This is a genomic window from Mycobacterium sp. NAZ190054 (assembly GCF_001545925.1).
Taxonomy (GTDB): Bacteria; Actinomycetota; Actinomycetes; order Mycobacteriales; family Mycobacteriaceae; genus Mycobacterium.
Map to the genome: position 1 here is coordinate 1 of NZ_LMVQ01000545.1, position 24,441 is coordinate 24,441.

23 protein-coding genes and 1 pseudogene are annotated in these 24,441 nt (G+C 68.9%); 12 read left to right on the forward strand and 12 right to left on the reverse strand.

The window, feature by feature from the left end; genetic code table 11:
- Nucleotides 1–45 precede the first annotated feature (45 nt).
- The 7 genes from ASJ79_RS25645 to ASJ79_RS25675 are packed head-to-tail and all read right to left on the reverse strand — an operon-like array spanning nt 46 to nt 6,059.
- Complete coding sequence (locus ASJ79_RS25645; RefSeq protein ID WP_067961477.1) at nt 46–1,620, reverse strand: ABC transporter substrate-binding protein; 1,575 nt, start codon at nt 1,618–1,620, stop codon at nt 46–48.
- A 57-nt stretch (nt 1,621–1,677) separates the two neighbouring features.
- Nucleotides 1,678–2,067: a hypothetical protein gene (locus ASJ79_RS25650; protein ID WP_067961479.1), complete on the reverse strand. Its 390-nt coding sequence runs from the start codon at nt 2,065–2,067 to the stop codon at nt 1,678–1,680.
- A complete protein-coding gene (locus tag ASJ79_RS25655; RefSeq protein ID WP_082754060.1) occupies nt 2,060–2,338 on the reverse strand; it encodes a putative holin in 279 nt (92 codons plus the stop codon). Before ASJ79_RS25655 ends, ASJ79_RS25650 begins: the two co-directional genes overlap by 8 nt.
- A 54-nt stretch (nt 2,339–2,392) precedes the next feature.
- Nucleotides 2,393–2,869 (reverse strand): DUF779 domain-containing protein, encoded by a 477-nt coding sequence (locus ASJ79_RS25660; protein WP_067961482.1) that lies wholly within the window; start codon nt 2,867–2,869, stop codon nt 2,393–2,395.
- A gap of 1 nt (nt 2,870) precedes the next feature.
- On the reverse strand, nt 2,871–4,187 hold the full coding sequence (locus ASJ79_RS25665; protein WP_067961484.1) for a helix-turn-helix domain-containing protein: 1,317 nt from the start codon (nt 4,185–4,187) through the stop codon (nt 2,871–2,873).
- Between the two features lie 23 nt (nt 4,188–4,210).
- Nucleotides 4,211–5,005, reverse strand: a complete 795-nt coding sequence (locus ASJ79_RS25670) for an acetoin reductase (protein WP_067961486.1) — start codon at nt 5,003–5,005, stop codon at nt 4,211–4,213.
- 4 nt (nt 5,006–5,009) lie between these two features.
- Entirely contained in the window at nt 5,010–6,059 is a 1,050-nt protein-coding gene (locus tag ASJ79_RS25675) for a 2,3-butanediol dehydrogenase (RefSeq protein ID WP_067961489.1), read from the reverse strand.
- 118 nt (nt 6,060–6,177) lie between these two features.
- On the opposite strand from ASJ79_RS25675, the gene ASJ79_RS25680 reads away from it, so the two are divergent.
- The 7 genes and pseudogenes from ASJ79_RS25680 to ASJ79_RS25710 all read left to right on the forward strand — a co-directional run bounded on the left by ASJ79_RS25680 (nt 6,178) and on the right by ASJ79_RS25710 (nt 14,182).
- Nucleotides 6,178–8,022 (forward strand): NAD(P)/FAD-dependent oxidoreductase, encoded by a 1,845-nt coding sequence (locus ASJ79_RS25680; protein WP_067961491.1) that lies wholly within the window; start codon nt 6,178–6,180, stop codon nt 8,020–8,022.
- Between the two features lie 84 nt (nt 8,023–8,106).
- Nucleotides 8,107–10,143, forward strand: a complete 2,037-nt coding sequence (locus ASJ79_RS25685; protein ID WP_067961493.1) for a prolyl oligopeptidase family protein — start codon at nt 8,107–8,109, stop codon at nt 10,141–10,143.
- Nucleotide 10,144: 1 nt separating this feature from the next.
- Nucleotides 10,145–10,798 (forward strand): LpqN/LpqT family lipoprotein, encoded by a 654-nt coding sequence (locus ASJ79_RS25690; protein WP_067961495.1) that lies wholly within the window; start codon nt 10,145–10,147, stop codon nt 10,796–10,798.
- Complete coding sequence (locus tag ASJ79_RS25695; protein WP_067961497.1) at nt 10,795–11,115, forward strand: hypothetical protein; 321 nt, start codon at nt 10,795–10,797, stop codon at nt 11,113–11,115. The genes ASJ79_RS25690 and ASJ79_RS25695 overlap by 4 nt, the downstream gene beginning before the upstream one ends.
- 27 nt (nt 11,116–11,142) lie before the next feature.
- Nucleotides 11,143–12,044, forward strand: a pseudogene (locus ASJ79_RS25700) (crotonase/enoyl-CoA hydratase family protein).
- 39 nt (nt 12,045–12,083) lie between these two features.
- Entirely contained in the window at nt 12,084–13,586 is a 1,503-nt protein-coding gene (locus tag ASJ79_RS25705) for an FAD-dependent oxidoreductase (protein WP_067961499.1), read from the forward strand.
- Nucleotides 13,583–14,182, forward strand: coding sequence for a TetR/AcrR family transcriptional regulator (locus tag ASJ79_RS25710; protein WP_067961501.1), 600 nt, complete (start codon nt 13,583–13,585; stop codon nt 14,180–14,182). The genes ASJ79_RS25705 and ASJ79_RS25710 overlap by 4 nt, the downstream gene beginning before the upstream one ends.
- Before the next feature lie 15 nt (nt 14,183–14,197).
- Here ASJ79_RS25710 and ASJ79_RS25715 read toward each other — a convergent pair whose 3' ends face one another.
- Both ASJ79_RS25715 and ASJ79_RS25720 read right to left on the reverse strand, forming a co-directional pair.
- Nucleotides 14,198–14,785, reverse strand: a complete 588-nt coding sequence (locus ASJ79_RS25715; protein WP_197420377.1) for a DedA family protein — start codon at nt 14,783–14,785, stop codon at nt 14,198–14,200.
- Between the two features lie 102 nt (nt 14,786–14,887).
- Nucleotides 14,888–15,328: a GbsR/MarR family transcriptional regulator gene (locus ASJ79_RS25720; protein ID WP_067961515.1), complete on the reverse strand. Its 441-nt coding sequence runs from the start codon at nt 15,326–15,328 to the stop codon at nt 14,888–14,890.
- A 148-nt stretch (nt 15,329–15,476) separates the two neighbouring features.
- On the opposite strand from ASJ79_RS25720, the gene ASJ79_RS25725 reads away from it, so the two are divergent.
- The 5 genes from ASJ79_RS25725 (at nt 15,477) to ASJ79_RS32830 (ending at nt 21,141) form a co-directional block, all read left to right on the forward strand.
- Nucleotides 15,477–16,352, forward strand: coding sequence for an ABC transporter ATP-binding protein (locus tag ASJ79_RS25725; protein ID WP_067961504.1), 876 nt, complete (start codon nt 15,477–15,479; stop codon nt 16,350–16,352).
- Nucleotides 16,349–17,059 (forward strand): fluoroquinolone transporter permease, encoded by a 711-nt coding sequence (locus ASJ79_RS25730; protein WP_067961505.1) that lies wholly within the window; start codon nt 16,349–16,351, stop codon nt 17,057–17,059. The genes ASJ79_RS25725 and ASJ79_RS25730 overlap by 4 nt, the downstream gene beginning before the upstream one ends.
- The gene (locus ASJ79_RS25735) at nt 17,059–17,808 is read left to right on the forward strand and encodes a fluoroquinolone transporter permease (RefSeq protein ID WP_067961507.1); all 750 of its coding nucleotides are present in this window, start codon (nt 17,059–17,061) and stop codon (nt 17,806–17,808) included. The genes ASJ79_RS25730 and ASJ79_RS25735 overlap by 1 nt, the downstream gene beginning before the upstream one ends.
- A gap of 425 nt (nt 17,809–18,233) precedes the next feature.
- Entirely contained in the window at nt 18,234–20,834 is a 2,601-nt protein-coding gene (locus tag ASJ79_RS25740) for a LuxR family transcriptional regulator (RefSeq protein WP_067961508.1), read from the forward strand.
- Between the two features lie 151 nt (nt 20,835–20,985).
- Complete coding sequence (locus tag ASJ79_RS32830) at nt 20,986–21,141, forward strand: hypothetical protein (RefSeq protein WP_156448654.1); 156 nt, start codon at nt 20,986–20,988, stop codon at nt 21,139–21,141.
- On the opposite strand, the gene ASJ79_RS25745 is transcribed toward ASJ79_RS32830, so the two are convergent.
- From ASJ79_RS25745 to ASJ79_RS25755, 3 genes are all read right to left on the reverse strand, one after another.
- Entirely contained in the window at nt 21,098–21,982 is an 885-nt protein-coding gene (locus tag ASJ79_RS25745) for a hypothetical protein (protein ID WP_067961510.1), read from the reverse strand. The two genes, ASJ79_RS32830 and ASJ79_RS25745, sit on opposite strands and share 44 nt — an antisense overlap.
- A gap of 35 nt (nt 21,983–22,017) precedes the next feature.
- On the reverse strand, nt 22,018–22,875 hold the full coding sequence (ppk2, locus tag ASJ79_RS25750) for a polyphosphate kinase 2 (protein ID WP_067961511.1): 858 nt from the start codon (nt 22,873–22,875) through the stop codon (nt 22,018–22,020).
- Between the two features lie 63 nt (nt 22,876–22,938).
- Nucleotides 22,939–24,396 (reverse strand): aldehyde dehydrogenase family protein, encoded by a 1,458-nt coding sequence (locus tag ASJ79_RS25755; protein WP_231751041.1) that lies wholly within the window; start codon nt 24,394–24,396, stop codon nt 22,939–22,941.
- Nucleotides 24,397–24,441: the final 45 nt, after the last annotated feature.

The following is a 24,441-nucleotide window of genomic DNA, read 5'->3' on the forward strand; positions in this document are numbered from 1 at the left end:
CGAAAGACGGGCTGTACCGCGACATCCAGGCCGCCGCCGCCGGGGTCAGCGTGTCCATCGCGCCACGTTCCACCACGGGCCCCAGGACACCCCGTGCGAATGGGGCTCCATGATCGGCGACGTCTGGTTCCAGCCTCGGTCCCGATAGCTGTAGGCGTGGTCGAGGAAGACCAGGAACACCTGTGACGGCTCGGCGGCATAGGCGGCCTGGATGTCGCGGTACAGCCCGTCTTTCGCCGGGCCGGGCGCCGATCGGGCCGCCCGCTCGAGCATCTCGTCCAGGCCCGGCGCGGTGAAGTTCCCCGGGTTCGAATACGGCGAGGAATCCGGCACCCGGGTGTGCAGCGTGTCGTACACCTGGGCGTCGATGCTGTACGGGGTCGCACCGCCGCCGAGCAGCACCGCCGAGTCGCCGAACCGGGTGTCGATCTCGTCCCAGCTGGTGCCGCGGGGTCTGACGTCGACGCCCAGCGGCTTCATCGCGGCCGAGTACGCGACGGCGAGGTCGCGGCGCAGCGTGTCCTGCGCGTTGTAGAGAAGCTCGAATGATGCTCGCGCGCCGTCTTTTTCGCGGACCTGGTCGGCTCCCGTGCGCCACCCCGCATCGTCGAGGAGCGTTTTGGCGCGATCGAGGTCGAACGGGTACTGCGCGTCGGGGTTGTAGGCGTCGCCGTAGACCTGCGCCACCGGGGTGCTGGCGGGGCGGCCGTAGCCGGTGAGCACGTCGCGCACCATCGCCTCGCGGTCCACGCCGAGGTTCATCGCGAGCCGGGCCCGCGGGTCCGCGGTGAACGGGTTGCCCGCCGGAAGGGCGACGCCGCGCCAGTCGGCGGACCGCACGGCGACGGCCTCGATGCCGTCGCCGGCGACCGAATCCATCAGCCGCGGCGGCAGACTCGTACCGTCGACCGCCCCCGACACCATGCTCTGCGCGCGGGCGTTGTCGTCGGGCGTGTAGGTGTAGACGAGGCGTTTCACCTGTGCCGGTTCACCCCAGTAGTCGTCGCGCGCCACCAGGACCGCCTGGTCGGGCCGCAGGCTGTCCAGCCGGTACGGTCCCGTGCCGACCGGCGCGGTGTTGACCGCCCAGTCGGCCGCCGGGGTGTCCTCGACCTTCTCCGACGGCAGGATCCCGATGAGCAGATGCGGCCTCGGGTCCGCGGCGGTGTTCAGCTCGACGGTGACCGCATCGGGGCCGTCGGCGGTCATCGACACGATGGGCGCCACCGACGTCGAGATCTCGGAAGCCACCTTCGGGTCGCGCACCGCGGCGTAGGTCGCGACGACGTCGGCCGAGTCGAAGGTGCTGCCGTCGGAGAACACGACCCCGGAGCGCAGCGGGATGCGCCAGCGGTTCGGGCCCGCCGGCTCGGGTTCCCGTCCGGCCAGCGCCGGCGCCAGCTCGGGCACCGTGGTGTCGGTGTCCGCGCTGGGGCGGTAGAGCCCTTCGTAGATCGGCGAGACGCCCGATTCGGAGTATCCGTTGACCGGGTTGTAGCCGCCGAGTTCGTAGCTCTCGGCGAGCACGATCTGATCGGCGGTTCCCTCGTCGGGCCGGCCGGCGCACGCCACGAGGGTGACCACACTCAAGGCACAGCACACCGCGCCGCGAGAATTCATGTGTCTATCTGAACATATGAATTACCTCAGCGCGCGGCCACCCCGGCGGACGGCCGCCTACCCGGGGATCCAGCCGAACACATACGCGCCGTAGAGCAGCGCCGCGCCGGCGGCCGCGGCCAGCGGCGCGGACATCATCGCGATCGCCGTCGCAGCGACGCCCGGCCGGTCCTGGACCATCGAGGTCAGCAGGCTGCCCACGACGCAGGCCACCACGAAGACCAGCACCGCGAACACCGGCACGTCCTTGCTCAGCGACTGGTACCACCAGAAGTACAGCCCGGCCCCGGCCGCGGCGGCCACCAGCCACATACCGGCGACCACCAGCGCGAAGCGCCACCGGCCGACGTACGGGGTGATCCCCGGCACGGCGACGGGGCGGGCCGGCGGAGGCGGGAGTTCACCGGCGTAGGCCGGAGCGTCGAGGGCGATCTGGTCCTCAGACACCGGACGCCACCTGGATCGCGGTCAGCGCGCCGAAGCAGCCCGGACCGATGGCCAGGACCATCGCACCGATGGCGGTGACCCACTGCTTGCCCGAGAACAGGATCATCGACATGCCGACGATGCCGGGCACGCCGAGTACCAGGCCGATGGCCACGTCGGGACGGATCGTCGCGGTGATCTCGACGGCGGCGATCAGCGCCGCCATCATGCCGAGAGCGACGCCGATGATCATCACTCCGGCCAATACCGATGCTCGCGGCAGCGGGATCACGGTGTCGACGATAACGCCGCGGCCGCCGGAAACCCGGGCGGCGCGCCCAAGGGGTCAGGCCAGCGGCACCGGGCACGCGTCGACGGCCTCGGCGACGACGTGGGTGCCGTGCGACACCGGTCGTTCGCCGCGTTCGTAGGCGGCACCCGTCACCGGCGGGGCCGCCTCCAGCGCGCGGTTCTCGTCGTCGGTGAACGCACGCCCCCTCGACAGGAACCGCTTGCCCTCGGGCGCTTCGAGGCTGAAACCCCCACCGCGCCCGGGCACCACGTCGATCACCAGCTGGGTGTGTTTCCACGCGTCGAACTGCGGTCCGGAGATCCACACCGGCACCCCGGAACCGACGTCGAGGACCGCCAGCAGCACATCGCGGTCACCGACCAGGAAGTCCCCGTCGGGGTAACACATCGGCGAGGACCCGTCGCAGCAGCCGCCGGACTGGTGGAACATCAAGGCGCCGTGCCGGCCCTGGAGGCTCCTCAGCAGTTCCGCCGCGGCCTCGGTCACCAGTGCGCGGTTCGGGATGTCCATGTCAGCCATTGTCCCCCTTCGTGATCGCGGCCGAGCCGGCAGTCCGGGCGGAGCGGATCGCCGGGGCCGTCGACGGTGGAAGCAACAGCCGGCGATCAGCGGGATAGCGGACCTGCAGGTCGACCGACCCGGCGAAGCGGTAGGGCTGCGCCGCGAGCATCCCGGTGAACTGCTTGCGCAGCCGCGACATCTCGGCACGCACGGTCACCACCCGGGACCGGTCACCGTACAGATCCTCGGCCAGCTGCGGCGCGGTCCGGCCCTGCGGCGAGACGGCAAGGGCGCACAGGATTTCGGCGTGCCGCAGGGTCAGGTCGTGGCGCCAGCTGCCGAACTCCCCCGCCACCGTCAGCGACGGTGAGTCGGGGTCGGTGAAGTCGAGCGTCACCTGCGAGACGCGGGCCTCCCCGTCGTCCGGCTCGGCGAGCCGAACCAGCCACCCGCCGGGCAGCGGTTCGACCGCGCACATCCCCAGCGCGGTCAGCCAGACCCGGCCCGGGCTCATCGTCTCGGGCAGCAGGATCCGGTTGTGCAGCGGCATCGCGTCGACGGCGGCCACCCATCCTTCGGTGTCGACGGCCAGCGCGGGGCTGTCCATCCGGGCCAGGATCGGCGCCGCCAGCGCGCGCAGCCGGTTCAGGGTGCGGTCGTGTTCCTGCCGCAGGTGCGATTCGGCGAGCCGGGCGACCGCGGCGACGAGCGCGATCGTGGTCGGGTGCACGGTCGCCGCCGGACCGGACACGTCGACGACGCCGATGACGTGGCGGGTGCGGGGATCCCGGATCGGGGCGCCCGCGCAGGTCCACGGGTGGTGGCTGCGCAGGAAATGCTCGGCGGAGAACACCTGCACGGGGCGCTGCGACACGAGCGCGGTGCCGATGGCGTTGGTGCCGACCGCCCCTTCACCCCAGTTGGCGCCTTCGATGAAGCCGAGCCGGTCGGCGTTGTTCAGCACCGCGGGGGAACCGGAGCGCCACAGCACCCGCCCGCGGGCGTCGGCGACGACGAGGATGTTGTCCCCGTCGGCGACCAGCGACTCCAGGCCGTGGGAGATCTCGTCGAGCACGTCCATCAGCCCCGACGAGCACCGCAGCATCTCCAGCGCGCCGGTCTCCACGACCGGTGTGCTGTCGGCGGCCGGGGTGTCCAGACCGCGGGCCATGATCCGCCGCCAGGAGTCGCCGATGACCTCCCGCGGCCGCGCCGGGGCCCGGTGACCCGCCATCGTCGCGTCGTAGACGGCCGACATCAGCCGCGCGTAGTCGCGGGGATCCTCCCCGACCGCCACCGCGGGCTCAGGCACGGGCGAACCTTGCATCGGCTCCCAGTGTGCTCCGCATCTCAGCGGTAGACCAGGCCGCCGTCGATCAGGACTGCCTGCCCGGTCATGTAGTCGGCATCCGGGCCGGCCAGGTACGACACGAAGCCGGCGACGTCGTCGGGTGTCTCCGCCCGGCCCAGCGCGATGCCGCCGACGTACTTGTCGTAGGTCTCCCCTTCGGCGGCTCCGGTCAGCTCGGCGAAGCGTTTGTCGATCTCGACCCACATGTCGGTGCCGACGACGCCGGGGCAGTACGCGTTGACGGTGACGCCGTCGGCGGCGTGCTCCTTGGCCGCGGCCTGGGTCAGTCCGCGCACCGCGAACTTCGACGCGCTGTAGGGGCCGAGCATCGCGAAGCCGTCGTGACCGGCGATCGAGGAGGCGTTGATGATCTTGCTGATCTTGCCGGCCTCGTTGTTGCCGAGTTCCTTGAACTTCGCGACCGCGGCCTGGATGCCCCACAGCACACCGTTGACGTTGATCGCCCACAGTTTCTCGACCTGCCCGGCGGTGACCTCGGCGACCGGCCCGACGAGCGCGATACCCGCGTTGTTGACCATGATGTCGAAACCGCCCAGCGCCGAAGCGGCGTGCTCGACAGCGGCGAACACCTGCTCACGGTCGCTCACGTCGGCCACGAATGTCGTGGCTCTGCAGCCGATTTCGGCGATCTCGCCGGCGACGCCGTCGATACCGCCGGGCTCGACGTCGACCAGAGCGACGTCGGCGCCGTCACGGGCCAGGCGCAGCGCGATGCCCCGGCCGATACCGCGTGCCGCACCGGTGACGAGTGCGACTCTTCCGTTGAGTGTCATCGGATCAGGCTCCGTTCGGGTCGACGAGAACTTTCATCTTGGTGCCGGCGTGCAGTGCCTCGAAGCCCTCGTCGACCACGTCGTCGATCGGGATGCGGGTCACCCAGCCGGTGGTGTCGTACCGGCCCTCGGCCATCAACGCGATCACCGCGTCGAAGTCCTCGCCGGTGTAGCACAACGAGCCCTGGATCCGGGACTCGTTCATGACGAGGTTCAGAAGTGGTGTCTCCAAAGGCTTCTCGTAGATCGCGACACTGATCATCGGCCTGCGGGACCCGATGCAGGCCAGCGCCGTGGTGACCGCGGGGGTCACCCCGGCGGCGTCGAACACCGCGTCGGCGCCGTCGCCGCGGGTGTGGTCGGCGATGAACGCCGGCACGTCGGCACCGCCCGGATCGAGGGCGCGGGCGCCGAGCGCCTCGATCGCGGCGCGCCGGGTGGGCGACGGCTCGACGACGAAGACATCGTCGATTCCCTTGCCCCGCAACGCGAACCACAGCCCGATACCGATCGGACCGGCGCCGAACACCATCGCGGTGTCGCCGGGATTCACATCGCCGAGGGTTGCGGCGTGATAGGCCACCGACATCGGCTCGACGAGGGCACCCAACTCCAGCGGCACGCCTTCGGGCAGCCGGTGCAGCATGCCGGCAGGCACCACGGTGTACTCGGCCATGCCGCCGTCGGCCATCAGTCCGTGGAAGCCGATCTGCTGACAGACGTTGTAGTTGCCGGCGCGGCACGGGCCGCAGTGGCCGCACCTGTAGATCGGTTCGACCGCGACCCGGTCGCCCTCACTCCACCCGCTCACCCCGTCACCGACGGCCGCGATGGTGCCGGAGAACTCGTGCCCCATGGTCAGCGGCAGTTGCGCGCCGGTCAGCGGATGCGGCGTGGTGGGCACGAAGATCGGGCCCGCGTAGTACTCGTGCAGGTCGGTGCCGCAGATGCCGTTGTATCCGACTTTGATCTTGACGGTGCCCGGCGCGGGCTCCGGTTCGGGGACGTCGTCGACTTCGAGCTTGTTCGGTCCGTAGTACACAGCTGCTCTCATGCGGCCAGTACATGTGACGACCGCCACACCACGAAAGAGTTGCACGGGGTTGCAGTGCTTGGTTGCAACGCTTCGCAACTCTTGTCAGCAGCGATCCCGCCGGTGTGGTCTGGCTCACATGACAACCACTCTTGAACCTCAGATCACCTCGGAGCTGACCCCGCAACAGAGGGTCGACAACTGGCTGGCCGACTTCCAGACGGCGCTGGCGGTGCGCGACATCGAACGCGTCACCGGCATGTTCGCCGTCGACAGCTTCTGGCGCGACCTGGTGTCGTTCACCTGGAACATCAAGACCGTCGAAGGCCGCGATCAGATCGCCGACATGCTGCGTGCGCGACTGATCGAGACGGATCCGTCCGGGTTCCGCACGCGCGAGGCCCCGACGCAGGAAGGTTCCGGAGATGACGCGGTGATCTCGGCGTTCCTCGAGTTCGAGACGGGCGCCGGGCGCGGGACCGGGCACCTTCGTCTCCGAAGCGACTCCGGGACCGACCAGGCGTGGACGCTGCTGACCGCGCTGCAGGAGCTCAAGGGCCACGAGGAGCGCCAGGGGCCCAGCCGGGTGCTCGGCGCGGTGCACGGCAGCGATCCGGACCCGCGGTCGTGGGCGGAGAAGAAGGCCGCCGAGGACGCCGAGCTCGGGCGGACGGTCCAGCCCTACGTGCTGGTGATCGGCGGCGGCCAGGGCGGCATCGCGCTCGGCGCCCGGCTGCGCCAGCTCAACGTGCCCGCGATCGTCGTCGACCGCCACGAGCGGCCCGGGGACCAGTGGCGCAAGCGGTACAAGTCGCTGTGCCTGCACGACCCGGTCTGGTACGACCACCTGCCGTATCTGCCGTTTCCGCAGAACTGGCCGGTGTTCGCGCCGAAGGACAAGATCGGCGACTGGCTGGAGTTCTACACCCGCGTGATGGAGGTGCCGTACTGGCCGAAGACCACGTGCCTGTCGGCGTCCTTCGACGAGGATGCGCAGCGCTGGACGGTCCAGGTGGACCGTGACGGCGAGCGGCTGACCCTGCACCCGGCCCAGCTGGTACTCGCCACCGGGATGTCGGGCAAACCCAACGTCCCGACGCTGCCCGGTCAGGACGTGTTCCGCGGCGATCAGCACCACTCCAGCGCGCATCCCGGCCCGGACCCGTACGTCGGCAAGAAGGCCGTGGTGATCGGATCGAACAACTCCGCCCACGACATCTGCAAGGCGCTCTACGAGAACGGCGTGGACGTGACGATGGTGCAGCGCAGCTCGACGCACATCGTCAAGTCCGACACCCTGATGGACATCGGGCTCGGCGATCTGTACTCGGAGCGGGCGCTGGCCGCCGGGATGACGACCGAGAAGGCGGACCTGACGTTCGCGTCGTTGCCGTACCGGATCATGCACGAGTTCCAGATCCCGCTCTACGACCGGATGCGCGAGCGTGACAAGGAGTTCTACGACCGCCTGGAGGCGGCCGGATTCGAGTTGGACTGGGGCGCAGACGGTTCGGGCCTGTTCATGAAGTACCTGCGCCGCGGGTCGGGCTACTACATCGACGTCGGCGCCTGCGACATGGTGGCCGACGGCCGGATCAAGCTGGCGCACGGGCAAGTCGACCGCCTCACGGAGAACTCGGTGGTGCTCGCCGACGGCACCGAACTGCCCGCCGACGTGGTGGTGTACGCGACCGGGTACGGCTCGATGAACGGCTGGGCGGCCGACCTGATCGGCCAGGACGTCGCCGACAAGGTGGGCAAGGTGTGGGGGCTGGGCAGCGACACCCCCAAGGACCCGGGCCCGTGGGAGGGCGAGCAGCGCAACATGTGGAAGCCGACCCAGCAGCCCAACCTGTGGTTCCACGGCGGCAACCTGCACCAGTCGCGGCATTACTCGCTGTACCTGGCGCTGCAGCTCAAGGCGCGTTTCGAGGGCATGGCCACCCCGGTCTACGGCCTGCAGGAGGTCCACCACCTGTCCTGAGCCCCGACCTCCGCCGAAATGGCATTCCAGCAGGAAAAGATCGAGTGAGGACCTGCTGGAATGCCATTTCGGCGGGTGCGCAGAATGGGGGGCGTGACAGACACCCGCCGTGAGCAGATCGACACCGACCCGTACCTGTGGCTGGAGGACGTCACCGGCGACGACGCGCTGAGGTGGGTCCACGAGCACAACGAACCGACGCTGGCCGAGTTCGCCGGTGAGCGGTTCGAGCAGATGCGCGCCGAGGCGCTCGAGGTGCTCGACACCGACGCCCGGATCCCGTACGTGCGCAGGCGCGGCGAACACCTGTACAACTTCTGGCGCGACGCGTCGCACCAGAAGGGTGTGTGGCGGCGCACCACGCTGGACAGCTACCGCACCGAGGAACCGGACTGGGACGTCATCATCGACGTCGACGCCCTCGCGGCGGCCGAGGACGTGAACTGGGTCTGGGCCGGAGCCGATGTCATCGAACCCGACCACTCGCTGGCTCTGGTCAGCCTGTCCCGCGGGGGCTCCGACGCCGCCGTGGTGCGTGAATTCGACATGCGCACACGCACATTCGTCGTCGGCGGGTTCGAGCTGCCCGAGGCGAAGTCGCAGGTGTCCTGGGAAGACGAGAACACCCTGCTGGTCGGCACCGACTTCGGTGAGGGATCGCTGACCGAGTCCGGCTACCCCCGGCTGGTCAAGCGGTGGCGGCGCGGCCGGCCGCTGTCGGAGGCCGAAACCGTGTTCAGCGGCGCGGATTCGGACGTCATCGTGGCGGCGTCGCGCGACCGCACCGAGGGCTTCGAGCGCACACTGGTGAGCCGCGCCCTGGACTTCTTCAACGAGCAGGTCTACGAACTGCGCGCCGGCGAGCTGATCCGCATCGACACCCCCACCGACGCCAGCATCTCGATCCACCGTGAGTGGCTGCTGGTCGAACTGCGCACCGACTGGACATACGGAACCCGGACCTTCCCGGCGGGATCGCTGCTGGCCGCCGACTACGAGCAGTTCCTCGGCGGCACAGCCGAACTGCAGGTGGTGTTCACCCCCGACGCGCACACCTGCCTGCACCACTACGCGTGGACCCGCGACCGTCTGGTCGTCGTCACACTCGCCGATGTGGCCAGCCGCGTGCAGGTCTACACCCCGGGGCCGTGGACCGCCGAACCGGTGCCCGGGTTGCCCGAGAACACCAACACCTCGATCGTCGGGGCCGACAGCCTCGGTGACGAGATCTTCCTCGACTCTTCGGGTTTCGCCACCCCGTCGCGGCTGCTCCACGGCCCGGCCGGTGGGCAGCTCGGCGAGATCAAGCGGGCCCCGTCGTTCTTCGACACCGCCGACGTCGAGGTGTCCCAGTACTTCGCCACTTCCGACGACGGCACCCGGATCCCGTACTTCGTAGTCGGGCACCGGCACGGCGAGGCCGCCGGTCCCACCCTGCTCGGCGGGTACGGCGGATTCGAGGTGTCCCGCACCCCCGGCTACGACGGTGTGCTCGGCCGGTTGTGGCTGTCCCGCGGCGGCACCTATGTGCTGGCCAACATCCGCGGCGGCGGTGAGTACGGACCGACCTGGCACACCCAGGCCATGCGGGAGGGACGCCACCTGGTGGCCGAGGACTTCGCCGCGGTGGCAAAGGATCTGGTGGCCCGCGGCATCACGACGGTGGAGCAGCTGGGTGCCCAGGGCGGCAGTAACGGCGGGCTGCTGATGGGCATCATGCTCACCAAGTACCCCGAGCTGTTCGGCGCGCTGGTGTGCAGCGTGCCGCTGCTCGACATGAAGCGCTTCCACCTGCTGCTGGCCGGCGCGTCCTGGGTGGCCGAGTACGGCGATCCCGACGATCCCGACGACTGGGCCTTCATCTCGGAATATTCGCCGTACCAGAACATCTCGACCGACCGGCGTTATCCGCCGGTCCTGATCACGACGTCCACCCGCGACGACCGGGTGCACCCCGGCCATGCGAGGAAGATGACCGCGGCACTGGAGGCCGCCGGACAGCCGGTGCACTACTACGAGAACATCGAAGGCGGCCACGCCGGTGCGTCCGACAACCCGCAGATCGCGTTCCGCGCCGCGCTGGTCTACGAATTCCTGCACCGCACGCTGAACGGAAACTGAGATGACGCTGCCCTGGAGACCTCTGTTCGCCGTCGCCGCGGCGGCACTGACGCTGACCGGCTGCGCGCAGACCGTCACCGGGACGGCGGTGACTGCGGTCGGCGACGCGCCGCAGGTATCGGCGTCCGACGGCGACGAGGGGTTGTGCACGACCGTGGACGCGCCGCTGGAGGACATCCCCAGCGCCGACGACCGGGAACCGCGCCTGCGCATCCCGGTGCCGGACGGGTGGGAACGCAACGCGATGATGGACAGCCAGATCATCCGCTACACGATCGTCTCGGCCGATCTGGTCGCCGACCGGTTCGCCACCAATGCCGTCGTCACCCTCGAATCGGCGCGCGGTGACCAGACGCCCGAGGAGGTGTTCGACCAGAACCGGGGCAACCTGGAGACCATGATGGGCGCGTTCGATCTGGAGACGCAGACCAACACCACCTGCGGATTACCTTCCGAGACCACGCATTACATGGCTCCTCCGCTGGGGCCCGCCCCGGAACGGCCCATCATCATGCATGCCGTGGTCGCCGAGGTCGGTCGTACCACCTATCTGGCGACGGTGACGATCCAGACCACCGACCCCGTCAACCCGAAGTACGTCAAGGATTCGCAGGAGATCGTGGACGGCTTCCAGATGCTGCTGCCGAGCTCATGACCACGGTGTCCTGGGTGCTGCTCGGCGCGGGCGCGCTGGGCCTGCTGCTCGCCGCAGTGGTCCCGGGGTGGGACACCGCCACCCTGCCCGCGCGCGCGGTCAAGCGCCGGATCTACTGGGCCGGCACCGCCGCCGGCGTGCTGTTGCTGTTCCTCGGCGGTCTGCCCGATGTGCAGAGTTCGCTCGCGTTCGCCGCGGCCGCGGTGATCCTGATGACGGGCTGGGCGTACTTCCGCACCCCGCACATCAAGGTCGGCGGACGGATCCGTTCGGCCTACGAACCGCACCGCGAACCGGATCCGCCGGCCGGGGGTTGACGGCTACCATCGCTGCGAGGCAAGGAGCTGGCCGTGACCGACTTCCAGACGCTGCTCTACCGCACGCGCGACGCGGTGGCGACCATCACCCTGAACCGCCCCGAGCACCTGAACACCATCGTCCCGCCGATGACCGACGAGATCGAGGCCGCGGTCGGTCTGGCCGAACGAGATCTCACCGTGAAGGTGATCGTGCTGCGCGGAGCCGGGCGCGCGTTCTCCGGCGGCTACGACTTCGGCGGTGGCTTCCAGCACTGGGGCGAGTCGATGAACACCGACGGACGCTGGGATCCGGGTAAGGATTTCGCGGTGGTCAGCGCCCGCGAGACCGGCCCGACACAGAAGTTCATGGCGCTCTGGCGGGCCTCGAAACCGGTGATCGCGCAGGTGCACGGCTGGTGCGTGGGCGGCGCGAGCGACTACGCCTTGTGCGCCGACATCGTCATCGCCAGCGACGACGCCGTCATCGGCACCCGTACTCCCGGATGTGGGGCGCGTACCTGACCGGCATGTGGATCTACCGGCTCTCGCTGGCGAAGGCGAAGTGGCACGCGTTGACCGGCGAACCGTTGACCGGAAAAGAAGCCGCCGCAGCCGGTCTGATCAACGAGTCGGTGCCCTTCGAACGGCTCGAGGCGCGGGTGGGCGAGATCGCCGCCAAACTTTCGGGAATTCCGTTGTCGCAGTTGCAGGCTCAGAAGCTCATCGTCAATCAGGCGTTCGAGAACATGGGCCTGGCCTCGACGCAGACCCTCGGCGGGATCCTGGACGGTCTGATGCGCAACACGCCGGAGGCGTTGAGATTCATCGACACGGCCGCCGCCGACGGGGTTCGGGCCGCCGTCGAGCAACGCGACGGACCGTGGGGCGATTACAGCCAGGCGCCCCCGGGCCGCCGGCCGGACCCGACACACATCATCGCGCCCTGACCCTATCCGTTACGGTCCCGTTTCGTTATTATCGTCGTCATGGTGGACGCCGACGTGGTCGTGGTGGGCGCGGGGCCGACGGGCCTGACACTGGCGTGCGCGCTGCGATTACACGGTCTGACCGTCCGGGTGGTCGACCGGGCCGCCGGTCCGGCGACGACGTCACGGGCGAACTTCCTGCACGCCCGCGGCTCGGAAGTGCTCGGCCGCATCGGCGCACTGGGCACTCTGCCCGACGAGTCGCTGCGCGCCATGCGCATCACCAACTACCTGGGCGACCGACCACTCATGACCCTGGAATTCGGCGACCCCCGGATGCACACGGCCGCACCGCCGATGGTCATCTCGCAGGCCAAGGTCGAAGCCTCGTTGCGGGCCCGGCTCGCCGACCTCGACGTGACCCCGCAGTGGGGCAACGGACTGGCCGGGCTGCGCAATCACGACGATTCCGTCGTCGCCGAACTCGACGACGGGTCCGTCGTCGCGGCCCGATGGCTGGTCGGCTGCGACGGCACCAACAGCACCACCCGCAGACGGGCCGGGATCGGGTTTCCCGGCGTCAAGCTCACCGAACGCTGGCTGCTGGCCGATCTGCACCTCGACTGGGACCTCGACCGCGGCGGCACCACCGGCTGGATCCATCCCAGCGGCCTGCTCGGAGCGATGCCCATGCCCGACGGCAGCGGGCGCGACGATCTCTGGCGGATCTTGGCCTACGACCCCGGCCACGCCGAGAAGCCCGACGAAAGCCAGGTTCTCGAGCGAATGCGGCAGATCATCCCGCAGCGCAGCGGCCGCCGGGTGCATGTCGGCGAACCGGAGTGGCTGTCGGTCTTCACCGTGCACCGCAGGTTGGCCGACCGATACCGCCGCGGCCGGGTCCTGATCGCCGGTGACGCCGCGCATGCCCATGCCCCGTTCGGCGGGCAGGGCATGCTGACCGGCATCGGCGACGCGGAGAACCTGGCTTTCAAACTCGCGCTGGTCAGTCGCGGCCTGGCCGCCGACCCGTTCCTCGATACCTACGAAGCCGAGCGCCGACCGCTGGCCACCGAGGTGCTGCGCGGCACCAGCGCGGTGACGCGGGTCAACGTCGCCGACAACCCGGTGGGGCGATTCCTGCGGGATCGGGTCGCACCGAAGCTCTTCGGACTCGCGCCGATACAGCGGTGGACGACCTACACCGCGTCACAGTTGTGGGTGAGCTACCGCAAGGGACCGCTGGGTGGACGTGGCCGCAAACCCCGGCCCGGTGACCGGATTCCCGACCTGGCGTGCGTGCGACCGGACCGCTCGTCGTCGCTGCTGCATCGCGAGCTCGGTGGACACTGGGCCCTGTTGACCCCGGCCGGCGCCCCGCCCGGATGCGCCGACGCGGCCCGACGGCACCTCGGTGAGTTCGTCGCGGTGCTGACCTTCGACGGTGACCAAGCAATGCTGATCCGGCCCGACGGTCATCTGGCGTGGCGGGGTGCCGCCGACGATGCTCACGGTGTGAACGGTTGGCTGGCAGGAGCGTTGACGACAGGCCACGCTCGGTGACGGTTACCCGCGGACGGCCGAGGGACTCGGCTGCCGACGCGGCGATCCTGCGCGCCGGCCTCGAGCTGTTCATCGAGCACGGCGTCGAGGGCACCAGCATGGAGCAGATCGCCAAGCGGGCGGGCGTCGGTAAGCCCACCATCTACCGGCGCTGGTCGACCAAGGATGAGCTGATCTCGGCCGCCATGGAGACACTGGTCGTCGACGAGGCGGGGTGGGCATCACCGGAGGCCATCGCGACCGAGTCGCCCTATGAGTTGGTCGAGGCCGCGATCGAGGCAGCCGCCGCCGCGACCACCACCCCGCAGTACCGCGCGTTGGTCGCCCGGGTCTTCGGCTCGGCGGTCAGCCACCCGGAGCTGATGGCCACCTACTGGCGCCGCTATATCCTGCCCCGCCGGCAATTGGCGACCGCGCTGCTGGAGCGGGCCCGCGAACTGGGCACCGTCGCCGTCGACGCCGACTTCGATGTGGCCATCGACATGATGGTCGGTGCGGTGACTTACCGGGTGCTGCAGCCCGACCCTCCCGACGTCGACGAGATGCGGCGCTATCTGCGCGCGGTGTACCGCCAGATCGGGCTGCTGCCCGGCTGAGCCGGCACCAGCCGTTCACCGCTCCTCGGCACGCGGCTTCCGGCGGCGAAGCCGCGAGACGACGAACCACGCGACGGCCGCGACGACCGCGGCGAGCACGACGGACTGGAAGGTGGACGCATAGGGCTCGACACGGTGCCAGTTGGCGCCCAAGCCATATCCGGCCCCGACGAACACGCTGTTCCAGATCAAGCTGCCCAGTGATGTGAACAGGGTGAAGACCAAGAAGTTCATCCGCTCGGTGCCCGCAGGAACGGAGATGCCACTGCGGAAGAGTGGCAGCATCCTGCCGAAGAACACGCTCTTGGTGCCGTGGCGGGCGAACCAGGCCGTGGCTTTGTCGATGTCCTCGGTGTCCACCAACGGGATCCTCATCGCGAGCCTGCGCATCCGCTCGTGGCCCAGCCATGCGCCGAGGAAATAGATCACCCACGCGCCGAGGACCGAGCCCAGGGTGGTCCACATGATGGCCTCCCAGGCGGAAAGCCGGCCCAGCCGCGCGGCGAAGCCCGCCATCGGCAGTATCACTTCGCTCGGGAGCGGCGGAAAGAGATTCTCGAGAAAGATGGCCAGCCCGGCACCCGGCCCTCCGAGGCGGTCCATCAGATCTACGGTCCAGCCGGCGAGACCGCCGATGTCGGCGGTGCCCTCTGTAGACAACGAACAGCCTTTCCGGTCGACCTCGGTTCCGAGCCTAGCCGAGGCTCAGGGACGCCGGGCGTGCCAGCGCTCCAGCACCGCAGGGATCTCGGCCATCAGGAAGGCGTAGAAGTCCCGCATCTCCACCAGGCGCTGCCCGGCCACGCTGGTGGTACCCGTGGCCGCGATCCCCGAATCAGCGGCGTCCAGGAACGCGGCGATCGTCTGATTCTGACCGGTGTACAGCGTCGCCCAGGCGTCAGGACGGAGGCGGAAGTGGTCGCGGCGGCTGGTCGGTGCCGGCACCCGCTCGGCGAGCCCGACCGACGTCAACATCTTCAACGCCCCGGAGATCGACCCCGCGCTGGCGTGCAGATCCTCGGCCAGCTCGGCCATGGTCACGCTGGACCGCTCACTGAACAACAGCGCCGCCAGCACCCGCGCCGTCATGCGCTGCAGACCGTGACCAGCCAGGACGAGCGCGAGCCGCTCCGCGGCCTCGTGCAGCTTCGGCGACGGAGTCACCGGCGAAACCTCCTGTCCACAAATAGTCTTCAATAATTTCTGAAAGTTTAGTACAGTCGATCGAGGCGTTCCGGGAAGTCTGGTCGGAAATCGGTACCCCCTACCCAACCGAAAGGCGACACAGACGCCGATGAACACCGAATCCGTCATTGACGTGCGCGAGCTGACGTACACCTATCCGAAGACCGCGCGAGCAGCAGTACACGGAATGGACTTCGCCGTGGGCCGCGGCGAGATCTTCGGGTTCCTGGGGCCCAGCGGGGCGGGCAAGTCCACCACGCAGAAGCTGCTGATCGGACTGCTGCGCGGGCACGGCGGCCAGGCACTGGTCTGGGGACGCGACCCGCTCGACTGGGGACCGGACTACTACGAGCGCATCGGGGTGTCCTTCGAACTGCCCAACCACTATCTCAAGCTGACCGGCGCGGAGAACCTGCAGTTCTTCGCCTCGCTCTACGGCGGCGGCACCACCCGAGACCCGCGCGACCTGCTCGACGCCGTCGGCCTCACGGACGCGGCGGACATCCGAGTCAGCAAGTACTCCAAGGGAATGCAGATGCGGCTGACGTTCGCGCGGTCGCTGGTCAACAATCCGGAGCTGCTGTTCCTCGACGAGCCGACCTCGGGCCTGGACCCCGTCAACGCCCGCCGGATCAAGGACATCATCCTCGACCTCAAGTCCCGCGGACGGACCATCTTCCTGACCACCCACGACATGACCACCGCCGACGAGCTCTGCGACCGCGTCGCATTCGTCGTCGACGGCCGCATCGTCGCCCTCGACGCCCCGGCGGAACTCAAGATCGCCCGCAGCCGGCGCTTGGTACGCGTCGAATACCGCGGCGCGGCAGGAACATTGCAGACCGCCGAGTTCCCCATGGACAGCCTGGCCGACGACCCCGACTTCCACACCGTGCTACGCGACCACCACGTGGAGACGATCCACAGCAGGGAGGCCAGCCTCGACGAGGTATTCGTCGACGTCACCGGCAGGAGCCTGGCATGAACCGCTGGGTCAGTGCACTGCGCCTGGAAGCCAGGTTGCAGGTGCGGCAGCGGTTCGTGCATGCAGCGGTGATCTCCGGAATGCTGTGGCTGGTGGTGCTGCTGCCGATGCCGCACGGTCTGCGTAGCATCGTCGAACCCTACGTGCTGATCGGCGACATCACCGTCGTCGGCTTCTTCTTCATCGGGGGATCGGTGTTCCTCGAGAAGCAGGAACGCACGCTCGGCGCGGTGATCTGCAGCCCGCTGCGCTTCAGCGAGTACCTGTCGGTCAAGATCGTTGTGCTCAGCGGTGTTTCGTTGTTCATCGCAGTGGTGGTGGCGACCGCGACACACGGCACCCACTATCGTCCGGGACTGCTGGTGGCCGGTGTGCTGCTCGGCACCCTCGTGATGCTGCTGGTGGGCTTCATCTCGGCGCTGCCGTTCGACTCGGTCAGTGACTGGTTCCTGTCGACGGTGGTGCCGCTGCTGATCCTGTCGTTGCCCGTGTTGCATCTGCTCGGCGTGTGGACCAGCCCGGTGCTCTACCTGATTCCCACCCAGGGACCCCTGCTGATGTTCGCCGCGGTGTTCGATCAGATCAGCCTCGCTCCATGGCAGATCGGTTACGCCGTGGGGTATCCGCTGTTGTGTGCGGTGGGGCTCTACAAGCTGGCCGGGCGAATGTTCGGCCGGTACGTGATCGAGCGGTCGGGGGTGGCGTGATGACGGTACCCGCCGCGCCGCGGCTGCGAGCCTGGACTGCGTTCGGCCGCAACGACCTTCGCGGCACGTACCGAGACCCGCTGCTGGTGATGCTGGTGCTGGCCCCGGCGATCTGGACCGTCGGCACCGCCGTGCTGGTGCCCCGGCTGACGGTGGCGCTGGCGCGGCGCTACGACTTCGACCTGGTGCCCTACTACCCGCTGGCGCTCACCGGTCTGCTGCTGCTGCTGACCAGCATCATCGTCGGCGGTCTGGCGGCGTTCCTGGTGCTCGACGAGATCGATGCCGGCACGCTGACGGCGCTGCGCGTCACCCCGGTGACGTTGTGGAGTTTCTTCGGCTACCGGGCCGCCACCGTCGTCACCGTCACCACCGCCTATGTGGTGGTGACGATCCCGGTGACGGGTCTGGTGCCGGTGGTGTGGCCGCTGATCCCCATCGGCGTGGTCGCCGGACTGTCGTCGGTGGTGACGATGCTGCTGATCGTCGCGGTGGCAGGCAACAAGGTGCAGGGCATCGCGATGCTGCGGCTGCTCGGCTTGCTCATCGCCGGGATACCGTGCCTGCCCTGGTTCGTCGACTCCCCGTGGCACCTCGCGTTCGGGGTGCTGCCACCCTATTGGGCGGCCAAGGCGTTCTGGGTGGCCTGCGAGCACGGCACCTGGTGGCCGTATCTCGTGGGCGGTGTCGTCTTCAACGCTGCCGCGGGTTGGCCGCTGCTGCGTCGGTTCGTGGCCAAGAACACCTGACGTCCCCCTTTCGACGAGATTGCGTCCAGGCCGCGAAAATGCGCGTGGGGGCCTGCTGGAATGCCATTTCGGCGGAGTTCGGGGCGCGGTGCGGACGCAATTGCCTGTGAAGACAGAAACATTCCCTGCCGCACCGGGAACCGCGGATCGCGTGGCACGCCACGCACCAGGCGATAGCTGAGCGGTTCGGGGCCACGGGCGCGCGCCCGCGCGATGCGCCTCGAGCGGGTCCTCGGCGTCGTCATGAGCACGCACCGGCGACCCGACGTGGAGAACGCTCGTGGCCGCCGGCGTCGGTGCCGGATCGATGGTCCTGGAATCCACGGTTGCTGCAAGCGAACTGGGCCATATCTGTAGCGAACTCCCGAGATTTCAGGTTGTGAAAACCGCTTAACCCGGGTGGTCCAGCCTCCTAGGCTGACCGTGTGCGGTTGACATGGCCGCTGATCGGCCGCTCCTGGGAGACGCGACACATCGAAGCCGCGCTGCTGGATCCCGCCTCGGCGGGCATCGTGGTCAGCGGCCCTGCGGGCGTCGGCAAGAGCCGCATCGTGCGAGAAGCATTGAAGTCGTTCGGTGCCCGTGGATGGCAGGTGCGCTGGGTGGTGGGCACGTCCGCTGCGCGCAGCCTGCCGCTGGGCGCGCTGACTCCGTGGGCCCGTGCATCCGGCATCGACAGCCTGCAGTTGATCCACGACGTCATCGCTGCCCTGACTGCATCGCCGGACGGTATGCCCGTCGTCCTCGGGGTGGACGACGTCCCACTGCTCGACGACCTGTCGACCGTGGTCGTCCACCAGATCATCCAGCGCGGGCTCGCGAAGGTGGTTCTCACGGTGCGCGACGACGAACCCGTTCCCGCCGCCACCCAGGAGTTGTGGCGGGGCGGGGAACTCGACCGTCTCGAAGTGGGCCCGCTCACGCCGTCGACGACCACCCAGTTGGTCTCGGCAACCCTCGGGGGCCCGGTCCATCCCGACGCCGCCGAGCGGCTGTGGACGTTGACACGCGGTAATCCCCTGTATCTGCGCAACTTCGTCGAACAGGAGATCGCCGACGAGCGACTGGCGTTGGTGGCCGGTGTGTGGGTCTGGCGCGGGGACCCGGTGATCCCGCGCCGCCTCGTCGAGTTGGTGGAGGCACGGATCGGGGGGCTGTCCGAGGCGGTCAGCACCGTCGTCGACGTGGTCGCGGTCGCGGAACCCATCGAACTGCGCTCCCTGACCCGGATCACCGGTCCGGCCGCCCTCGAAGAGGCCGACCGCCGTGGCCTGATCTCGTTCGAAGCCGTCGAGGATGTCGTCGAGGTCAGGCTGGCGCATCCGCTCTACGGTGAGGTGCGCCGGACTCGGGCGCCACAGACGACGTTGCGCCGGTTGCGGGGCCTGGTGGCCACCGAGTTGGGCGACTCCGGCCACTGCGACGACATTCACATCGTGGTTCGCCGGGGGGCGCTGAGCCTGGAGTCCGACCTGCCGCCCGATGTCGAACTGCTGCTCAGCGCGGCACGCGGCGCGGCCTGGATGCTGAACCTTCCGCTGGCCGACCGGTTGTCGGAGGCCGCCATCCGGGCCGGCGGCGGTCCCGAAGCACGCATCATCCGGGCCTTCGTGCTGTCCTGGCTGGGCGACGGACGTAACGCCGAATCGCTGCTCGCCGAGGTTGATGCGGCCGCCCTCGGGGAGACCGACCGTGCCCGCCTGACCTTCCTGCGGGCGGTCAACCTGTTCTTCACCGCCGCCCTTCCGCAGCGAGCCGAGAACCTGATCGACGAGGCGTCGGTGACCACGCTGTCCGGGCATCCGTCGCTCGACGCCTTCCGCTGCGTGTACCGGGCGGGCATGGGCGATCCGGCTGCCGCGCTGGAGCGCGCCGCCGCTTTCGACTCCGCTCAGCTGCCCGACAACTTCCAGCGCCGGCTGACAGCGTGGGCGGTCACTGTGGCGCACGGCGAGATCGGGCAGACCACCGAAGCCGTCGCGGCCGCCGAAGCCGGCTATCCGATCCCCGTGCGTGCGTTCATCGTCATCGCCGACGCCCACGCCAACGCCCTGGCGCTGGCCGGCCTGATCGACGAGGCGGAGGCGGTCGCGGCGATGATGCGCGACCAGGCGATCGTCGCGCAGGGGGCGCCGTTCGAGCAGGTCGCGGTCGCGGTCAGTGGTCAGGCCGCGCTGGCAGCGGGACGCCTGGACCGGGCGTGTGCGCTGCTCACCACGGTGGTGCAGCGCGCGACAGCGTGGAATCCGGCCACCGGCTTCAACTACCGCTATCGGATCCTGCTCACGACCGCGCTGGCCATGCGCGGACTTGCCGACGACGCGGTACCGGCGCTTGAGTGCCTGGAGAATGCCGCTCATCCCAGCTGGCGGTATCTGGACTACGCGCGCGCCATCGCGCGGGGATGGGTGGCCTGCTGCCGCGGCGCCACCGGCGACGCGATACGCGAAGTTCGTATCGCCGCGGAAACCTCCTGTCAGCGAGGGCAATTCGCTGCCGAAGTACTGTGCCTGCAAACAGCGGCACAGTTCGGTGACACGTCGGCCGGCCCTCGCCTCGCCGAGCTCCGCGGCATCGTGGAAGGCCCGCGGGCCGGGCTTGCCAGCCGTTTCGCCGCAGCCCTCGGTTGCGGGGATGCTCTCGAACTGGAAGTGCTCTCAAAGGAATTCGAGAGGATGGGTGACCTGGTGGCCGCCGTCGACACCGCCGCCTACGCCGCCGTGTGTTTCCGTAAGCGGGGTTTGCGCGGGTCGGCACTGCGCTGCTCGGGGCGCGCCGAGGCCTTCGCCAAGGCGGCCGGCGGAGCCTGCACGCCTGCCCTGCGGCAGGCCGTCGAACGGCTACCGCTCACCGACCGGGAGCGCGAGGTCGTGATGCTGCTCGCAGAGCAGATATCCAACCGCGACATCGCCGACCGGCTGCGGCTGTCGGTGCGCACCGTGGAGAGCCATATCTACAACGCGATGGCCAAGACCGGCGCGACGAGTCGTGAGGAGCTCGCCGGACTGCTCGACCACCGCCGGTAATCCCAATCGATGACCACCACCGTGCACGGCCACGGCCGTGTCGAAGGGTGGTCACGTAACAGGGGCGCGAAAGGTAAGTACCGAACTACTGATGCCTCCGGTGCTGACGGGGGCGACGATTTGTGGGAATCACCGAAGAGGGGAGAAGACGATGACGATCACCATGCCTCCGAGGGTCGATGCGTTGCTGCACTGGAGAAGTCACCATCCCCGGCACGTCTGCACCGACTGGGACGTGCACGGGCATCCGCATCATCTGGCCTTCATCGAGAACGCGTTGCTGGCGCGGGAGATGGACCGGCTGTAGGCCGACGCAGCACCCCGCCCACCACGGCCCCCAGCACACCGAGGACCACCAGCGCGCCACCGGCGATCAAGGTGTAGTTCAACCACTGATGCAGGCTGGCTTCGGTGTGGGCCACCATGACCTCGGCGACCGTTCGGATGTCCCCGGTGGTGCGGTTCAGCGCAGCGTCGACGTAGCGGCCGGCGACCTCGATGGCCGCCCAGCCCGCGGCGCCGACGAGGAGGGCCGAAACCCCCAGGGCGGTCAGGGCTTTGCCCCGGGATCTGGCCGCGCCGAGTGTCAACAGGGCGAACACGCCGGTCAGTACCGCGGCACCGCCGCCGGCCCACGGGCCCCAGGTCGACAACCAGCGCAGCTTGCCGGGCTGCAGCTCGGGCGTGTCCACCGTGATGGGCACCGTCAGCGTCGGCGGGACCTGCAGGTCCAGCGTGCCCAACGTCGCGGCGAACGACGGATCGGACAGCATCGGCGCGACGTCGATCAGCCACTGGTCGGTGGAGTTGCCGCTGGGCACGGCTCCGGTGAACATCCACCGGTGCGCGATGCGGTTGGCCTGCGCGAACTGCCCGGGAAAGCCGGAGTTGCGGGTATAGGAATCCGCCACCTGACGAACCAGCTCGGGGTTGAGCTGGTAGCCGTTCTCGGCGCCCAGCGAGACGACCTGGGTGGTCAGCTCGGCGGCCATCGCGTCCTGCAACCGCCCGTCGGTGGCCGCCGACGCGGCCAGCGCCGCGTAGCCGTCCTCGTCGACGATGTGCGTCTGCGCCCACACCGCGGGCACTGCGGCGGTCAGCGCGATCGTCGTGAGCAGCCACAACAGCAGTGCGGCGAGAAAACGCACGGACGCGTCCTCCTTGTCTGGACGCGTCCTGGCGGTCAGTCGGAAAGGGCGCGCCCCACGATGAGCGGATCCGGCCGGCCCACCACGTCGTGGTCCTTGTTGTCGTAGTCGAATTTACTCAGGACGTGACGCATCGCGTTGATGCGGGCACGCTTCTTGTCGTTGCTCTTGACCACCGTCCACGGCGCGGTCTCGGTATCGGTCCAGGCGAACATGTCCTCCTTGGCCGCGGTGTAGTCGTCCCATTTGTCCAGCGATGCCAGATCGGTCGGCGAGAGTTTCCACTGCCGCACCGGGTCGACCTGACGGATGGTGAAGCGGGTGCGCTGCTCGGATGCCGTCACGGAGAACCACAGCTTGGTCAGGCTGATGCCGTCATTGACCAGCATCTGCTCGAAAAGCGGGACCTGCCTGATGAATTCGGCGTGTTGCTTGGGCGTGCAGAATCCCATCACCCGCTCGACGCCAGCCCGGTTGTACCAGGACCGGTCGAACAGCACCATCTCACCGGCCGACGGCAGATGTGCGACATAGCGCTGGAAGTACCACTGGGTGCGTTCCTTCTCGGTCGGCTTCTCCAGCGCGACGACGCGGGCGCCGCGGGGGTTGAGATGCTCCATGAACCGCTTGATCGTGCCGCCCTTGCCCGCCGCGTCACGCCCCTCGAACACGATGACGTGCCGGTGCCCGTGGGTCTGGCTCCACTTCTGCAGCTTCAACAGCTCGATCTGCAGCAGGCGCTTCTGTTCCTCGTACTCGGGCCGGCCCATGCGCTCGTCGTACGGGTAGTTCTCGCGCCAGGTGTCGACGGCTCTGCCGCCGGGTTGGAGGAGCAGGACGGGATCGTCGTCATCGTCGTCGACGACGCTGTAGCCGGAGATGTCCAGGGTCACCGCCGCAAACTATCGACCTGCGCGGACACGCAGGTGTCGGGACGGTGAACAACCGGTGGGCGGCTACTTCGCGATGCGCCGCGGGCGGATCAACGCGAGCTTGGTCATCAGCGTGTTCATCCGCTTCAGCGCCCGCGGCGAATTGTTGTAGTAGTTGCCACCGGCACCGACGTTGGTGCGCGGACTGACCACCGTCTCGATCCGGCAGTACTTGCGCAGCCCCTCCGGGCCGCCGAAGCGCGCCCCGATCCCCGAAGATTTCCACCCGCCCATCGGGGCGGTGGTGCACATCAGGTTGGAGATCACGTCGTTGACGTTCACGCCGCCGCAATCCAGTTGCAGCGCAACGGCTTGCGCGCGCTCGACGTCCCTGGAGAAGACCGCGGCGGACAGTCCGTACGGGCTGTCGTTGGCCAGCCGCACCGCCTCTTCAACCGAGGAGACCTTCATGATCGGCAGCGTCGGCCCGAACGTCTCCTCGGTCATGCACGCCATCGAGTGGTCGACGTCCACCAACACCGTCGGTTCGTAGAAACTGCCCGGCCCGGACCCGCGCCTGCCACCGGTCAGCGCCCGCGCGCCCTTGGCCAGCGCGTCCTCGACGTGCCGTGCGGTGACCTCGACCTGACTGTCGTCGATCAGCGCGCCGAACGCGTAACCCTCCCCCGCGCCCATCTTGAGGTTCTCGACGTCGCGCACCACCGCGGCGACGAACTGGTCGTAGACCTGTTCGAGTACGTACACCCGCTCGACCGAGACGCAGGTCTGCCCGGCGTTGAACATCGCGCCCCACACCGCGGCGTGTGCGGCGAGGTCGATGTCGGCGTCTTCGAGCACGATCATCGGATCTTTGCCGCCGAGTTCGAGGCTCACCGGCGTGAGCCTGCGCGCGGCGCGTTCCATCACCTTCGCGCCGGTCGCGCTGGACCCGGTGAACTGGATGTAGTCGGAGTTGTCGATGACGGCCTCGGACACCTCACGCGCGCCCTGCGCCAGCGCCAGCACGTCGCGGCCGCCGGAGTCCAGCCAACCCCGCAGCAGCAATTCGGCGGTCAGCGGGGTGCGCTCGGAGGGTTTGAGCAGCACGGCACACCCGGCGGCGAGCGCGCCGATCGCGTCCATCAGCGCGTTGGCGACGGGGTAGTTCCACGGCGCGATGATGCCGACGACCGGGCGCGGCCGGTAGTGCACGGTGATCTTCTTGATCGACAGGAACGGCAACGCCGCCGGCCGGGACTCCGGCGCCAGCGCCTTTTCCATGGTCCGCACGTAGTACGACGTGATCATCAGGATCAGCGGGACTTCCTGGGCCGCGTCCGCGGCGGACTTGCCGGTCTCGGCGATCAGCAGCCGCTCGATCTCGTCGCGGTGCTCACCCAGCCACACCGCGTAGCGGGCCAGCACCTTCGCGCGCCCCTTGGCGCCGCGGGCCTCCCACTCCCACTGCCCGACTAGCAGCCCAGCGGCCTTGTCGTCGATGACCCGGCGAAGCTCAACGGTATTGCCGACGTCATCACGGATACGGAAAGTGTGCGTGTGCAGGTCCACCTTCTCCAGCCAACCCGC